14 protein-coding genes are annotated in these 15,465 nt (G+C 37.9%); 8 read left to right on the forward strand and 6 right to left on the reverse strand.

Features of this window, described 5'->3' with window-relative positions; genetic code table 11:
- The first annotated feature begins 74 nt into the window (after positions 1-74).
- On the forward strand, positions 75-1,931 hold the full coding sequence (locus NST97_RS02150) for an IS1182 family transposase (protein ID WP_341342878.1): 1,857 nt from the start codon (positions 75-77) through the stop codon (positions 1,929-1,931).
- Here the strand turns inward: NST97_RS02150 and NST97_RS02155 are convergent.
- Positions 1,835-3,004, reverse strand: a complete 1,170-nt coding sequence (locus tag NST97_RS02155; protein ID WP_341342879.1) for an FtsW/RodA/SpoVE family cell cycle protein — start codon at positions 3,002-3,004, stop codon at positions 1,835-1,837. The genes NST97_RS02150 and NST97_RS02155 overlap by 97 nt on opposite strands.
- A 213-nt stretch (positions 3,005-3,217) precedes the next feature.
- Between NST97_RS02155 and NST97_RS02160 the strand changes: the two genes are divergently transcribed.
- Positions 3,218-4,072, forward strand: coding sequence for a DUF4349 domain-containing protein (locus NST97_RS02160; protein WP_327855903.1), 855 nt, complete (start codon positions 3,218-3,220; stop codon positions 4,070-4,072).
- Between the two features lie 352 nt (positions 4,073-4,424).
- Here the strand turns inward: NST97_RS02160 and NST97_RS02165 are convergent, their stop codons facing one another.
- The 3 genes from NST97_RS02165 to NST97_RS02175 all read right to left on the reverse strand — a co-directional run bounded on the left by NST97_RS02165 (position 4,425) and on the right by NST97_RS02175 (position 7,094).
- On the reverse strand, positions 4,425-4,553 hold the full coding sequence (locus NST97_RS02165; protein WP_327863000.1) for a hypothetical protein: 129 nt from the start codon (positions 4,551-4,553) through the stop codon (positions 4,425-4,427).
- A gap of 385 nt (positions 4,554-4,938) precedes the next feature.
- Positions 4,939-5,565, reverse strand: coding sequence for a LysE family translocator (locus tag NST97_RS02170; protein ID WP_130157976.1), 627 nt, complete (start codon positions 5,563-5,565; stop codon positions 4,939-4,941).
- 296 nt (positions 5,566-5,861) lie between these two features.
- Positions 5,862-7,094, reverse strand: a complete 1,233-nt coding sequence (locus NST97_RS02175) for an aminopeptidase (protein WP_094245626.1) — start codon at positions 7,092-7,094, stop codon at positions 5,862-5,864.
- A 147-nt stretch (positions 7,095-7,241) separates the two neighbouring features.
- Between NST97_RS02175 and NST97_RS02180 the strand changes: the two genes are divergently transcribed.
- The gene (locus tag NST97_RS02180; protein WP_094245627.1) at positions 7,242-8,408 is read left to right on the forward strand and encodes an acyl-CoA dehydrogenase family protein; all 1,167 of its coding nucleotides are present in this window, start codon (positions 7,242-7,244) and stop codon (positions 8,406-8,408) included.
- Positions 8,409-8,639: 231 nt separating this feature from the next.
- On the opposite strand, the gene NST97_RS02185 is transcribed toward NST97_RS02180, so the two are convergent.
- Positions 8,640-9,857, reverse strand: coding sequence for an MFS transporter (locus NST97_RS02185; RefSeq protein WP_066251268.1), 1,218 nt, complete (start codon positions 9,855-9,857; stop codon positions 8,640-8,642).
- Between the two features lie 265 nt (positions 9,858-10,122).
- Complete coding sequence (locus tag NST97_RS02190) at positions 10,123-11,160, reverse strand: metal ABC transporter substrate-binding protein (RefSeq protein WP_341342880.1); 1,038 nt, start codon at positions 11,158-11,160, stop codon at positions 10,123-10,125.
- Between the two features lie 223 nt (positions 11,161-11,383).
- Here NST97_RS02190 and NST97_RS02195 point away from each other — a divergent pair, with 223 nt between their 5' ends.
- From NST97_RS02195 to NST97_RS02215, 5 genes are read left to right on the forward strand one after another with little or no spacing between them, the layout of a single operon-like run.
- Positions 11,384-12,157 carry a sulfite exporter TauE/SafE family protein gene (locus NST97_RS02195; RefSeq protein WP_094245630.1) on the forward strand — a complete coding sequence of 258 codons (774 nt, stop codon included), beginning with the start codon at positions 11,384-11,386 and terminating at the stop codon, positions 12,155-12,157.
- 22 nt (positions 12,158-12,179) lie between these two features.
- Positions 12,180-13,079: a LysR family transcriptional regulator gene (locus NST97_RS02200; protein WP_063389634.1), complete on the forward strand. Its 900-nt coding sequence runs from the start codon at positions 12,180-12,182 to the stop codon at positions 13,077-13,079.
- Positions 13,080-13,119: 40 nt separating this feature from the next.
- Positions 13,120-13,845, forward strand: coding sequence for an NAD-dependent protein deacylase (locus tag NST97_RS02205; RefSeq protein WP_066251276.1), 726 nt, complete (start codon positions 13,120-13,122; stop codon positions 13,843-13,845).
- Positions 13,846-13,853: 8 nt separating this feature from the next.
- Positions 13,854-14,315: a DUF6884 domain-containing protein gene (locus NST97_RS02210; RefSeq protein WP_063389636.1), complete on the forward strand. Its 462-nt coding sequence runs from the start codon at positions 13,854-13,856 to the stop codon at positions 14,313-14,315.
- A gap of 27 nt (positions 14,316-14,342) precedes the next feature.
- Positions 14,343-15,008: a potassium channel family protein gene (locus NST97_RS02215; RefSeq protein WP_269467019.1), complete on the forward strand. Its 666-nt coding sequence runs from the start codon at positions 14,343-14,345 to the stop codon at positions 15,006-15,008.
- The last annotated feature ends 457 nt before the right edge of the window (positions 15,009-15,465 follow it).

Raw genomic sequence — 15,465 nt, forward strand, 5'->3', positions numbered from 1 at the left:
AGGGTACAAAAAAATCGTCCTTTTTTATAGAATGAAATTGACCAAAAAACATTCTACAGAAAGGACGATTTCTTATGAATAATCAAATGACTATTCAAGAAAATTATAACACGCAATTAGAAATGACTCTAGAGGGTATTCAAAAAATAGAGGTTCAAAAGAATAAGAAACGCAAAAAACTAGTTTTCCAACCTTATTGCAATCGTCAAGTCATGAGCATTTTAGATATCGAAATGTATATTCCTGAAAATCATGTCGCCCGTTTAGTGGATGAAATGGTGGAATCGATTCCGGATGAAGTGTTGTATACTCATTATGTTGGTGGGGGTCGTGCACCCTATCACCCTAAAATGTTATTGAAAGTGATTTTATATGCGTACACTCAAAATGTTTATTCAAGTCGGAAAATAGCGCAAATGGTGAAAGAAAATCTTCCGATGATGTGGTTGGCGGGATTGCAAACCCCTGACCATCGCACAATAAATGATTTTCGTAGTGTTCGTATGTCAAACATGATGGATTCTGTATTTGAACAATTTGTCCTTCAACTAGTAGAACAAGGACTTATCGACCTCGACCATATTTTTGTGGATGGTACGAAAATAGAAGCGAATGCCAACAAATATACGTTTGTATGGCGAAAATCCGTAGAAAAATATGATCAGAAACTACGAGCCAAAATTCAATCGTTTCTACAAGAAGCGCACCAAATCGCCTTGGAGGAATTAAAAGAAGAACAATTAGAAGAAGAATTAGAAAAATCATCGGCACAACTTTCTGAGAGAATAGAAGCTTTGGAAAAAGATTATAAACAGGAAGAAGACAAAGAAAGAAAAAAAGAACTTCGCTCTAAAAAATCCCAACTCACCAAACAACTGAAAACGATTCAAACGGATTATCTTCCACGATTACGAAAATACAAAGTACAAAAACAGATTCTAGGTGAACGAAATAGCTACTCGAAAACCGACCATGAGGCCACTTTTATGCGAATGAAAGAGGACCATATGAAAAACGGCCAACTCAAGGCGGGTTATAATGTTCAACTCGCCACACAACATCAATTTATCGTGGGATTTGAAATTTATCAAAATCCAGGAGATACTCGCTGTTTCCAACCATTTATGGAAAAGTTATTGGAATCGATGCCGAAGGAAAAGAAACTCAAGTATGTCATTGCCGATGCAGGATATGCGAGTGAAGAAAACTATTTATATGCGATTGGCGAAGAAAAAGAACCTCGTTTTGAATTATTAGCCCCATACCAAACCTATTTGAAGGAACAAAGTAAAAAGTTTAAAAAGGATTTATCAAAAGTACAAAACTGGAAATACATCGAAGAAGACGATTGCTTTATCTGTCCGAACAATCGGAAAGTCGTATTCAAGTATTATCAAAAAAGAAAAAATGCATCTGGATACATACAAGATTTGAAAGTGTACGAGTGTGAAGATTGTACGGATTGCCCGTTGAAGAATGGGTGTACGAAAGCCAAAGGAAATCGTCGAGTATATTGGAACACGATTTATGAAGAAATGAAAGCGAAAGCCAAAGCAGCTCTTGGTGACGAACAAAAGGCAGCTCTTTATGCGAAGCGTAAAGTGGATGTCGAAAGTGTGTTCGGTAACATCAAGGGCAATTTGCGTTTCACTCGATTTCTGTTACGGGGGCTTCATAAAGTCCGAACAGAATTCGGGATTGTGGCAATGGCCCACAACATACTGAAATGGGCCGCAAATTCCCAAACCAATTTCAAAAATAAGGAAACAGAGCGAATGGAAAAACTCATTGTTTTCTCCATTCGCTCTGTTTTTATGGACTTTTTAGACAAGCCCTATTCTTTTGAAAACATAGATACACGATGGTGCCATCGGATACTGAAAATCAATCCGATCGCCATCATGCTGCCAATAAGGGAGCTTCCTCCATAGCTGATAAAAGGAAGCGGTATACCTGTGATCGGCAGAAGGCCAATCGTCATGCCGACATTTTGAAATACATGGAAGACAAACAAGCTGATGACGCCAGTACAAAGATAGCTATTAAACGGTTCAGTTGTTTCAATTGACACTTTAATGATGTGATAGATTAATAAGAAAAATAAACTAATGACAATACAAGTGCCGATAAATCCAAATTGCTCCCCAATCACACTGAATATAAAGTCGGTGTGGTTTTCAGGGATATATACTTGTCCATGCCCAACCCCTTTTCCGAAAATTTGTCCAGATCCGATAGCTTTTAGAGAATTGAGCAAATGATAGCCTTCAGCGCTTTTATATCCTTCGGGATTTAACCATGCATAAATCCGGCCGAACTGATATTGCTTGACACCTAAATATTTGGCAAGAAATTCAGGCATTCGCAATACAAGATAAAAAATTGTTGCAGCAAAGAGGGTTACGATGAGAAACCCTAATGTAAGAATCCGCCAAGATATACCTGAAACAAGAATAAGGCCGGCTAAAATGGCAAACATGACAAGCGCAGTCCCAAAGTCAGGCTGCAGTATAACGAACAATACCGGTACTGCTGTCGTCACACCCATTTTACATAACAAAATGAGATCGGTTTGAATGGTTCGATGCAAATACTTTTGATGATGCTTGCAAATAATATGGCTCAAAGCAATGATTAAGAAAACTTTCATGATTTCTGAAGGTTGAAACGAAAAACCGGGAAGAGTAAACCATGCTTTAGCGCCATTTATTTCTTTAGCAATTTTTGCCGGTGAAATCATTAACAAAAATAGAAGAAATATCCCAAAACCGTATAAATACCATGTCATTTTTTGAATTTGTTCTGAATCGAACAGCATGACAACTCCGGCAATAAGACAGCTGGCTGCATAGAAGGCAATTTGCTTAAAAATAAAGTTTACCGCATATTGCCCTGAAGTCATTTGCGCTCCGTAAATGGCCACGCAGCTCGCGCAAAATAGTAGAAATATAATAAATGCTAATTGATAATCAAACCGCGATTGCGCCTTTTTGTTAGAATCCATGAAGCCCACCAACTTTATGAAAATGATTTTTTTAGAAGAGTAGAATTTCCTTATGTTAGACGAATGGTAAAAGCGAAAGGTTTCAAGCGCAAGTACGTTTATTATAGTAGCACACTTTCATTTGTTTGCACACATTTTATTCATCTATTTAAGATACCTTTGCTTCATTATTTCGTCTAATCCATAAACTGTCATTAACTGGAGATGATGAAAATGAAGAAAGTCTTGATTGGTTTGTTGCTGCTCTTCTTGGCCGCCTGCAGCAATTCAGAACAAAAATCGTCCGTAGAAAGTGCTAAAATGGATCAGACAATGATAGAGAAAAAAATTGAAAAAAAAGGAGAAATGGAAACAGTTGAAGCGAAATCAGCTGCCAGCACATACTCAAACGAACGAAAAGTTATGTACACTGCGAATATAACGGCAGAAGTGGTAAGCTATGATGAAACGATTGCAAACTTAACAAAGAAGGCCGAAAGCAGAGGGGGCTATATCATTCAATCAAATGCAGTGGAACAGGATGGAAAGATCGAGGCATATGTAACGTTCCGCATTCCTCAAAATGAACTTCAACGATTTATAGAGGAAGTGAAAAAGGCAAGCAAATCAGTCAAATCGGAGCAAATGACTGGTGAAGATCAAACAGAAGAATATGTCGATTTAAACTCTCGATTGAAATCGAAGCAAGCGGTTGAAGCTCGGCTCCTTAAATTTATGGAGTCGGCTGAGAAAACAGAAGACTTGTTGAAAATTTCGGAAGATTTGGCAGCTGTCCAAGAAGAAATCGAACAATTAAAGGGCAGAATAAAATATATTGAAAATAGAACAGACTATGCAACAGTTGAACTGCAATTAACAGAAATAAAATCTCATGAAAATTTTTCAAAGGATTTTAATACGTGGGAAAAAACGAAAGAACAATTTTTGACAAGCATTCATTGGATTGTTCAGGCGGCATCTTGGATTGTTGTGCTCGTTGTAGGGAATTTGCCAATTGTTTTATTGGCGCTTATTATATTTTTCTTCGTCTATCGAACATTTAAAAAGAAACAGGAGAAAACTGAGTAATCTTTTTTACTTATGGATCGAGCTGTTAAAATGATGAAGACCGCACAATTTATTAATGAAATTGTGCGGTCTTTTTCAATTTGAATTTTTTAACTCCGTCTTCAAAGAAGCTTGCGAGCCAAGGCATGTTTTTTTAGGGGTATCTTTAATTCGTTTTTTCGCATAATAGAAGCCCTCATTATTGTTTTAGAAACGTTGATATATTGAGGATTTCGCTTTCCGGAAAGCCCTGGAAATACCGATTGCAGCGCTTTTGCTTTCGTCATCGTTTGTTTATTATGGGCAGTTTCGGACTTCACGTACTAAAAATGTGAAGTCTCTTTGTTATGAATTCGCTGCGTTTATTCTGCATTTAATTAACTAAGTAGTATAAAATATATCCGCAAATGATCGATAAAAAAAGATGCTGAAGAAACCGCTGCAAACGATGTTCAAAAAATGTTTTTATTTGTAGAGCCGGCTTAGTTTTTTCTGCGTTCACCATGTTCACCTCTCATTTGTACAAATATATGCGAATTAGAAGGTTAAAATGAATAAACACCTTCAAATGATTGGAATGATAATTATTCAGCTTGACGATTTTGTTTTTTGGGAGAAGGATGATAGGAAGAATTCAGTTATTTAGGAGGACAAATAGATTAATAAACGTAGAATTACAGCAGACAAAAGAAGCTGTAAAAAGAATGAGTTGGAACGGCTTTAAAACATGTTGAAAAAATCGATCTTACTGCCTTAAGAAAAAATAGTGCGGGAAAGTAATGATGTTGATTCGGACATTCATCTTCTAAACAAATGAAGTAGGGGGCAGAGTAAAAAAACTGGAGCGAAAAAAATTTCGCTCCTGACGTTCCCCCTCATTGTATCTACTAAATTTTTGTAAAAAGCAGCTTTCCGCCAAGAACTGCAAATAAAATAGATTTGCCGTAATGAATAGCAGAAACTGTTTTTTTAGATTGAAACAGAATTTTTATTTTGCCGGCTAATGCTGAAAATAAGGAAAACAATACCAATGCCTGTACAATGAAAATAAGACCTAGCACAAACATGTCGAGCTGAACATGGACGCTGTTTGTTGATACAAACTGCGGCAAGAAAGCTAAAAAGAACAATGACACCTTCGGATTTAACAGGTTCATCAAGATGCCTCTTTTATATAAAGAAAAGAGTGAAAGACTTTTTACATTTGCTATTTTACCGGAAACTGCTGATTTCCCTTCCTTATAAGATTCCCATGCTAAATATAACAGATAGATCGCACCGACAGATTTAATAGCTGTAAAAATAACAGTAGATTGATAGAGTATGGCTGACAGTCCGAGTGATGCGATTAAAGTATGTCCGATAAGTCCGGTGCAAAGTCCGAGAGTAGTGATGAACCCCGCTCGAAAGCCGTAAGACATGCTTTGTGCAATGACAAATAAATTATCGGGTCCTGGTGCAACGGTTAATAAAATAGAAGCTGCAAGAAAACTTAAAATGATGGACAATTCCATTTTTTACGTTCTCCTTTTCGCATAGTGGATCATTATAAAGTTTGGCTGTTTTTTTCTTTGAATAAGAATGAAAAGGGCAAAGTCAAATGACCGCCCATTAGCATGATAAAGTACGATTCGATTCAAAGAAGACAAATACTATGATGATGTTGATGCAGCAAATAAGCAAAACGAGAAATATAGAGCTTTTACTGACTTGCCTGAAACAAACGTTAAGGATGTACGATACAGTTTCAGCTAAGTGTTGTGCAATATTTAAGCAAGGCTTTCATGAGAAACGATCAGCCGGCCCTTTTTTAAAACGCCCAATTTCCTTTTCGGAAGATTGGTTCACGTGTGCCGTCCGGAAGAATGCCGTCGATGTCCATTTCTGCACTTCCGATCATAAAATCAACATGTGTAATGCTCGTGTTGAGACCATGCTGTTTCAATTCATCCTCTGTCATCGTTTTTCCGCCTTCTAAGCAAAATGCATAGGCGCTGCCGATCGCTAAATGGTTTGAAGCATTTTCGTCAAACAACGTGTTATAAAATAAAAGATTTGACTTTGAGATCGGTGAGTTATGAGGTACTAAAGCAATTTCACCTAAATAATGAGAGCCTTCATCTGTTTCGACTAATTGCTTCAAAATTTCTTCGCCTTTTTCGGCTGTTACATTTGTAATGCGTCCTCGTTCAAATGTGATTACAAAATTTTCGATTAAATTTCCGCCGTAGCTTAACGGTTTTGTGCTAGTCACATAACCATTTACCCCATCTTTTTTCGGAGCTGTGAACACTTCTTCTGTAGGCATGTTTGCCATGAAAGAAACGCCTTTTTCATTAACGCTTCCTGCACCCACCCATAGGTGCTTTTCAGGCAGTTCAATAGTTAAATCCGTTCCAGGAGCTTGATAATGGAGTTTTCTATATTTTTTCGCATTTAAATAATCGACTTTTTGATGAAGGTTTTCATTATGTTTTTTCCATGCAGAAACCGGATCTTCCTCATTAATACGTGTTGCTTGAAAAATAGCATTCCATAATTTTTCAACTCGAAGCGATTTTTCTTCATTTGGAAAAACTTTCTCCGCCCATTCTTCGCTTGCGGCAGCGATAACCGTCCAGCTGACTTTATCCGATTGTATGTATCTGCGAAACGTATTTAAAGCCGTTCCAGACGCTTTCTGGAAATTAGCGATTCTCTCAGGCTGAATGCCTTTTAATAAATCAGGGCTTTGGGACACAATAGAAATAAAAGCTGCATTTCTTTCTGCTAGGGCAGTTCTTTCGAGAGACTTCCATTCAGGATATTCTAAAAACACGTCATCAGGAGCCTTTTCATATTTTAATCTTGTTAAAACATCATCTTGCCAGTCGATATGAATATTCCTTGCACCAACCTCATAAGCTTTTTCCGCAATAAATCGGACGAGTTCTTTTGCATCTATGCTTGCAGAAATGAACAATTCTTGTCCTTTTTGAACATTGACTCCGACCTTGACGGCAAGTTCTGCATATTTTTCAAGCTGCTGTTTGAAAGTTGTCATCATCATTCTCCTTTATTTCCTACATATTTTTTTCTGTATTTTACCAAAAAAATTAAAATAAAACCAATTGGATTGCTTAACGAAAATGAATAATAGAGCTACAATAGAGATAGAAAAGAAAGAAAAAGAAACAGGTGTGTGAAGAATATGAATTTTTTAGATGAAATGGTTATTGTCAACAAATCGCATCGAGAATTAAGAGAAAAAGCCGAAAAACTTGCGGAGAAGTTCGCGGAGCGAGCCGCGAAAAATGATCAGGAATCTTCGTTTCCATTTGAAAACTTTTCAGATTTAAAAACGGAAGGATTTCTGAAATTAACTGTGCCAAAAAAATATGGAGGAAATGAAATTTCTTTATATGAATTTCTGCTTGTTCAAGAAAAAATTGCAGAAGGAGATGGAGCGACAGGTTTATCGTTAGGGTGGCATAATGGAATCGTAATGGATTTATCCGAATCAAAAAAATGGGATGAACGCACGTTTGAGCGCATTTGCGAAGAAATTGTCGCTGAAGGAAAATTAATCAATAGCTGTGCATCAGAACCGGCTGCCGGAAGTCCTGCAAGAGGCGGAAAACCAAAAACAACGGCAAGAAAAGAAGGAAGCAGCTGGATTATTAATGGCCATAAATCGTTCACATCACTGGCCCCGATTCTAGATTATTTTATTGTAACCGCAACAATTGAAGAAACAGGTGAGGTTGGCGAATATTTAGTCCCAAAAGGAGCAGAGGGGCTTTCCATAAAAGAAACATGGGATACAATCGGTATGCGCGCGACAAGAAGCGACGATTTATTACTGCACAACGTAAAGGTCGAAAAAGACGCTCTCGTTTCGATCAGACAAGCTACATTCAGTCCTTCCACTCCGAAAGGATGGCTTTTACATATTCCTGCCTGCTACCTCGGGATCGCTATCGCCGCAAGAAACTTTGCTGTCAAATATGCAAAAGAGTATCAACCTGCCAGTCTTTCTCATCCAATTTCAGAACTTTCGGAAGTGCGGCGAAAAACAGCTGAAATGGATCTGGAGCTTACAAGCGCACGGCATTTTATGTACAGTGTGGCGAAAAAATGGGATGAACAGCCGCATTTACACGAACAAATGGGGCATGAGCTGGCTGCCGTAAAATATGTTGCCACAAACAGTGCGATCAAAGTCGTTGACCTAGCCATGCGAATTGCAGGCGGACAAAGCTTAAGAAAAGAATACCCATTGGAGCGCTACTATCGGGATGTCAGATGCGGTCTTCATAATCCTCCAGCAGATGATATAACGTTAAAAATTTTCGGTGACCGTGCTTTTCAAGAATAAAAGAACACAAAAGGCGTTTTCTCAGGCTGAAAAGTTGATGGACAGCCGAAAAACGCCTTTTATTATTTCTGTGTTCATTCGTTCCTTAGTACAAATAAAAGCTTTCATTTATTACATTTGAACAAAAAATTGTTCATTGGTTTTAACTTCATTCAATCTTTTTTTATTGTCAAAACAACTTTGTCTTTTGTTTCACATCAATTGAAAAGTAGCTGCTGTCTTGTAAAAATGTTAAGATGTCCATTCTTTCAGCTTTTGATCGGAAGGTAAAAGCATGGAGAGCATGCCGATAAATGGAAGAAAGCCGCACGCGATCATAACTGGCTTTAAGCCGAATAAGTCCGCGAGAGCACCGAGCACGACTGATCCTAAAGCGCCTAAACCGAAGGCAAGACCGACCATTAAGCCTGATGCAGTTCCGATTTTTCCAGGCATTAGCTCTTGTGCGTATACGACAACTACAGAAAAGCTTGACAAAATAATAAAGCCGTTAATGAGCATTATTGGAATTGCCCAAAATTCATTCACATAAGGCAAAATGACCGCCAGCGGAGCTGATCCAAGCATTGAGAAAGCAATGATATTCCGTCTTCCGAAACGATCTGAAAGCGGCCCTCCTAAAAATGTTCCGATTGCACCTGCTGCTAAAAATATAAAAATATATAGCTGTGTTTTGCTGATGGAAAGTCCATGTTCATGAATTAAATAAAAAGGGTAAAAATTAGTGATTGCTGCATGATACCATGAACGAGCAAAAACTAAGAAGATGAGCAGCATAAGTCCAATTTTCACTTGCTTTTTTCGAGCGGCAGGAACTTGCACAACGGCTTTTTTTGCGCTTGTTTTTTTTCGGCTGTCGAGCTTTTCCTTATACCAATTTGCAATGTATAGAAGGACGATGACGGCCATGCCGGCAATTAAAGTAAACCAAATCGCGCCAAATTGTCCCATAGGGACGAAAATAAGAGCTGTCATAATGGGAGCCAGAGATTGTCCGGCATTACCTCCAACTTGAAAAATGGATTGGGCGAGCCCTTTTCGTTCTCCCGCTGCTAAATGCACCACTCTTGAACCTTCCGGATGAAAAACGGCTGAACCGATTCCGACGAAAAATACCGAAACTAAAACAATCCAATAATTAGGTGCAAAAGCAAGTCCCAGCATGCCGAAAAACGTACACGTAAGCCCGATGGGCAGCAAATAAGGCATCGGCTTTTTATCTGTATAAAACCCGACAGCAGGCTGAAGCAAAGATGCCGTTAGCTGAAGGCTGAATGTAATGAATCCAAGCTGCATATATGTAAGATTCATTGATTTTTCCAATATAGGGAAAACTGCTGGAATAACAGCTTGAATCGAATCGTTTAGAAGATGAACAAATCCGATAATAAATAATATTCTGTATAATGTAATTTGACCCATATTCTGTTTTTGAACAGCTGCTTCCATTTTGGTTTCTCCTCTCATATTTATTCGTATGTCTAAATATTTTACTTGATTTTACAAAAATATGAAATAAAAAAGTTTGTCAGTTTACAGTAGTTTTATTATGTAAACTCAGTTTATATAAAGGTCTGTCTAGAAAGTCAAATTTCCATTTGAAAACAAAAAACTCATAAACATAGATATAGCAACGTTTTCTAAAGCATTAAAGGGGCATCAATAAGCCAAAAAAGACTCATTGGACAGCCCCCTAAAAGCGTGCAAATAGTATTTAATTTAAAGCTTCAGATAACGTTTCAAGATTGCGTTTCATAATGCTGAAGTAGTCTTCGTTATTTTTTAAATCTGTTTCCGAAACACTTTCTAAATTATGTAGCGTTAATGATTTGGCACCAATTTCTTGTTGGATGATTTTTGCTACTTTTTCAGATACATTTTGTTCAAAGATCACATGTTTTAAATGATGTTTTTTCGATAGTTCAATGATTTTGACAAGCTGCTTTTGACTAGGCTCATCTGTTGGAGATAATCCCGATATTGGAATTTGTTCAATATCGTAGCGGTCTTCCCAATAACCATAAGCAGCATGAGCCACAAGAATATATTTTGTTTTCGATTTTTTAATTGTTTCTTGAAATGATTGATCCAGTTCTTCAAGATCTTGTTTAAGTTGAGCGAAATTTTGTTCAAAATATTCTTTTTGATCAGGAGCCGCTTCCGTTAAAGCGTTCTTGATGTTTTCCGCAAGAGTAATGGCCCTATTTGGATCAAGCCATACATGAGGGTCAACATCTCCATGTGCATGATCGTGTTCCTCTTCGTTTTGGTTCACATGTTTTTCTTCATGATCTGAATCTTCTTCATGATGTGAATGCTCTTCTTCTCCACTTTCATGGTCATGTTCATCTTCGGACGCACTTAATAATGGAATTCCTTCAGCTGCTTTTACAATTTTGACATTGCCGTCTTTCAGCGTTTTTTCTGCCTTATCGGCAAATCCTTCTATACCAGCTCCAGTATAGATAAATAAATCCGCTTTCGCAATTGCTTCCAAAGTTTTTAATGTAGGTTCATACGTGTGGGCTTCTACATTCGGCGGGTAAACACTTTCGACGTGAACGTATTTACCGCCGATTTTTTTAGTGAAATCTGTCAGTGGATAGATTGTTGTATAAATTTCAATTTCTTTTTGATTGTTTTTGTCCTCATTATGATTGTTCGTTTCGGAAGCATTGTTGTTATTTTGGCCGCAGCCGATAGGAAAGATTGCAAGCATTGCCATTAAAAATGCAAAAAAGACTTTTTTCATCGATTTGAACTCCTTTCAAAATATATGTGTACCCCGTTGTATTAAATCGTAATGATTTCGATTTAATTATATATAACATTTTCTAAATGGGCAAGGCTAGAAGCACTAAAAACAAAAATATCACAAACTATAACATTTTGTTATACCCCATGTTGAATAAGCATTTCACACCAATCCTTCTCACTGGTACCCTTTAATTAGGATATTAAAGAGGTGAACTTGAATGGTGGAAATGGTTTTGCTACTCGCTCTTGGACTTTTGTCAGGCGCTTATGGGGTAATGGTGGGAGCAGGAGGAGGATTTGTGTTTGTTCCTGCTCTCTTATTGCTGTTGAAATTGCCTCCTGAAATTGCAGCTGGTACGGGTCTTGTTGTGGTTTTTCTCAATTCCATATCAGGGTCGATGAATTATATACGGCAAAAGCGTGTTCATTTTTCTATCAGTTGGCCGATCATCTTCGGCTCCATCCCGGGAACGTTTATCGGCACTTGGCTGTTGGGAATTATTTCACCCGACTTTTTTTATTGGATATTTGCCGCTGCTTTATTCATGCTCGGGATGTTTTTGCTTTTAAAAAAAGCTCCGGAAGAGCCGGAACATAGTATGAAAGCAGGTTTTTTCAATGAGGGCAGAAACCGTTTAAAAGCTGTTTTTTTATTCATCATCGGACTTTTGTTGGGAACTTTATCGAATTTTTTTGGAATTGGCGGCGGATGGTTGCTCGTCCCCATTTTAATTTATTTATTGAAGATTCGTCCTCACGACGCAACTGCGATTTCTCTTTTTGCATTATCGATCTATTCACTTGTTGGTGCGCTGAATCAAATTGCATTAGGGAATGTTAATTGGACGGCCTGCTTGTGGGGCGGTATAGGAGTGATGATCGGCTCTCAACTGGGAGCTATCTTATCAACAAAAGTGCCTGGAAAATGGATTTTGCAAATGTTGTCTTTTTTGCTGATAGGTGTTAGCATGAAGTTGTTTTTAAGTGTTTAAATTGTAAGGAAGTGATTCCGAATTGGATTTGGAAAGTTTAAAAATGTTTTGTCTTGTTGTTGAGGAAGGGAGCATCAGCCGTGCTGCAAAGCTTGTCTATGTGTCCCAGCCGGCTGTTACGAGAAAAATCCATCAACTAGAGGATTATTATGGAACCCCATTGTTTGACCGTTCGAACGGAAAAATGACTTTGACAAAAGCCGGCAAAATGTTATATCCGATTGCCAAAAATATTGTGGAAGAAATTCAACAATCAAAAGAAGCAGTAAAGGAAATAACCGGACACAAAGATTTTACACTAAGTGTCGGAGCGACGTTGACAATTGGGGAATATCTTTTGCCTAGTCTGCTCGGAAAATTTAAAAAAGAAGTGCCAGATGTAAAGCTTTCATTAGCGATTTCTAATACTCCGGGCATTATTGATCGGCTTGTTGACCGCAAAATTGATATCGGATTTGTAGAAGGAGTTGTAGAAAACAGCATTTTTCATGTAAAAAAGCTTGTCGATGACGAGCTTATTTTAGTATGCGGAAGAGAGCATCCTTTGAAGGAGAAAAAACAAATTGACATTGAAGAGCTGGCAAAAGAAAAAATGATCTGGAGAGAAAAAAATTCAGGAACCCGTCTCATTATCGAAAATACTTTAAAAAAATATGGGGTGTTAGATAAAATAAATTATTATATGGAGCTAGGAAGCACGCAGGCTGTAAAAGCTGCTATAGAATCCGGGCTGGGAATCGGCTTTTTGCCGAGGATTACGGTGTCAAGAGAACTGAAATACGGCTACTTACATGAATTGAAAATAAAAGATGTGGAAATTAAACGGCATTTATCGATATTGTCTCGGACTGAACGGTTCCGCAAAGAAATTGTTGACGAATTTATTGATTTCATTTATAAAAAAATGGTAAGTTCAGGTTAAAATAATTGTTTTCACAATTAATAAAAAAGGATGAAAAAAGATGGCTTTGATATCCGAAATCGCTGATCTTTTGCAACAATCTGAACATGCTGTTGTATTTACTGGCGCAGGGATGTCCACTGCCAGCGGAATTCCGGATTATCGTTCAAAAACTGGTTTGTGGCGCAAAAAGGATCCGAGTAAATTGGCAAGCATTGAAGCGATGGAGACAAACCGTGATGAATTTATTCAATTTTATAAAGAACGCCTTCAATTATATAAAAGCAAATCTCCGAATGAAGGACACTACTTGCTGGCAAAATGGGAAAAGGAAGGGAAGATTCAATCGATTATTACTCAAAACATTGATGGGTTCCATCTCTTAGCAGGAAGCAAAAACGTAATTGAACTTCATGGAACACTTCAAACGTTTCACTGCCACAATTGCGGCCAACGCTTTCTAAATGATGTATACTTGAAAAATCAATATTATTGCGGCTGCGGGGGCTTTATTCGTCCTTCCATTACACTGTTCGGAGAGCTGCTTTCGGAAGATGCTTTTAGAGATGCGGAGCTTGAATGTGAAAAAGCAGACATTATGATCGTGCTTGGTTCATCTTTAACAGTTCGGCCAGCGAACGAAATACCGCTCTTGGCAAAAAGGATGGGAGCGGTATTAGTGATTGTCAACCAAGAACAAACAGACTTCGATGAATGGGCTGATTTTGTTTTTCATAACGATATTATACAATTTTTGAATGAATTGAATAATCGATTGAACAGGTGAAATGTTAAATGAGAAGGATTTGTGTCATACCTTGCGGAACAAAAAAAGTATGGGATAAAGAGCCCAGTGCAGGTGCTGTTTCCGCAGAAAAAGCGTATATAGGAGTTTTTCACCGCCTTTGCCAGGCGTATGCTAAAAAATTTTTCGATGAATGGGTGATTTTGTCTGCCAAGCATGGCTTTTTGCGGCCAAATGATTTTGTGCCTGGTCCTTACAATGTTTCCTTTAGCATGAAAAAGCATCCTGAATTAATGACAATCAACCAATTGAAGGAACAAGCGGTTGAAAAAAATTTGTTAGATGTAGATGATATTGTTCTTTTGGGAGGAAAGAAATTCCGTCCATATATAGAACAAGTGTTTACAAATAAGACAGCTTTTCATTATCCTCTTTCCGATTGCAAAGGAATAGGGTTTATGCAGCAAAAGTTGAAACAAGCGATTGATTTTGGCCAAGAAATACAAGAATAATGTCATTCAAGTTGTAATGGGGGAGTATTGATGAAAAAGGAGTTTGCCGTAATCGGGTTGGGGCGGTTCGGCGGAAGCATTTGCCGAACGTTATCGGAAGAAGGAGCAGAGGTGCTTGCCATTGATGTGGATGAGGATCGAGTAAACGAATTTGCCAATATTGTTTCACATGCTGTTGTAGCGGATACAACGGATGAAGCCGTATTAAAAAGCTTGGGAATCAGAAATTTTGATCATGTGATCGTAGCCATCGGCGACAATATTCAAGCGAGCATTTTGACAACCATTATGTTGAAAGAACTAGGAGTTAAGCATATAACGGTGAAAGCTCAAAACGACTATCATGAAAAGGTTTTGTCAAAAATAGGAGCAGATACAGTTGTTCACCCTGAACGGGATATGGGGCGGCGGCTTGCCCATAATCTTCTTTCGAACAATGTGTTGGACTATCTTGAGCTGTCGGAAGAGCACAGCATTGTTGAAATTGCTGCTAACCGCAACATTGCCGGCCATTCTCTCATCGAGCTCGATATTCGTGCGAAATACGGAATCAATATTGTTGCGATTAAACGAAATAACGAAATTATCGTATCGCCGCAAGCTACAGAAGTAATCAAGGCAGGAGATATTTTAATTGTCATCGGAGCTGACGTCGATATTGATCGGTTTGAAAAGAAAGTGCTAGGAGAATAATGAAAACTTCTATACATTCTTTCGGAGCTTTAAATGTTTCATCCGCATTTGGCAAAATCAAAATCTACTGAAGAACGAACTGAACTTATCCAGTCAAGTAAAAACAATCATTTGAAGCTTACATGGTAATTGAATGAGAAGCAGCTGTCTAGAATGCCTCAAGACAGTTCTTCTCATTCTTTTTTTGTTTGCCGGCTCAAAATCCTTCCTTATTGCAAGAATGTCGTTGTTTTTTCTGGCAATCGAATACATGTCTTCTTTAACTACAAATTGATTTCTTTATTATCTCCCTTTACTGCTGCCACTTGCAGCACCTGCTCCTGAAAAATTCTGATTATGACATTATCCAAGTCGAATTTTTTCATGAAATGTTTTTCAAATGATTGCGTATAAATTTATATGATGGCACAAACGTACATAAAATGTCTTTCTGCTCTTCTATTAAACACTTGTATAT

The organism is Aeribacillus sp. FSL K6-1305 (assembly GCF_038050115.1).
GTDB lineage: Bacteria > Bacillota > Bacilli > Bacillales > Aeribacillaceae > Aeribacillus > Aeribacillus composti.

Excerpts from the sequence above, each read along its gene's own strand:
- NST97_RS02170 (WP_130157976.1), bottom strand. The coding sequence starts at position 5,565 with ATGGAATTGTCCATCATTTTAAGTTTTCTTGCAGCTTCTATTTTATTA.
- NST97_RS02210 (WP_063389636.1), top strand. The coding sequence starts at position 13,854 with ATGAGAAGGATTTGTGTCATACCTTGCGGAACAAAAAAAGTATGGGAT.
- NST97_RS02180 (WP_094245627.1), top strand. The coding sequence starts at position 7,242 with ATGAATTTTTTAGATGAAATGGTTATTGTCAACAAATCGCATCGAGAA.
- NST97_RS02155 (WP_341342879.1), bottom strand. The coding sequence starts at position 3,004 with ATGGATTCTAACAAAAAGGCGCAATCGCGGTTTGATTATCAATTAGCA.
- NST97_RS02175 (WP_094245626.1), bottom strand. The coding sequence starts at position 7,094 with ATGACAACTTTCAAACAGCAGCTTGAAAAATATGCAGAACTTGCCGTC.
- NST97_RS02205 (WP_066251276.1), top strand. The coding sequence starts at position 13,120 with ATGGCTTTGATATCCGAAATCGCTGATCTTTTGCAACAATCTGAACAT.
- NST97_RS02150 (WP_341342878.1), top strand. The coding sequence starts at position 75 with ATGAATAATCAAATGACTATTCAAGAAAATTATAACACGCAATTAGAA.
- NST97_RS02190 (WP_341342880.1), bottom strand. The coding sequence starts at position 11,160 with ATGAAAAAAGTCTTTTTTGCATTTTTAATGGCAATGCTTGCAATCTTT.
- NST97_RS02195 (WP_094245630.1), top strand. The coding sequence starts at position 11,384 with ATGGTGGAAATGGTTTTGCTACTCGCTCTTGGACTTTTGTCAGGCGCT.
- NST97_RS02185 (WP_066251268.1), bottom strand. The coding sequence starts at position 9,857 with ATGGAAGCAGCTGTTCAAAAACAGAATATGGGTCAAATTACATTATAC.
- NST97_RS02160 (WP_327855903.1), top strand. The coding sequence starts at position 3,218 with ATGAAGAAAGTCTTGATTGGTTTGTTGCTGCTCTTCTTGGCCGCCTGC.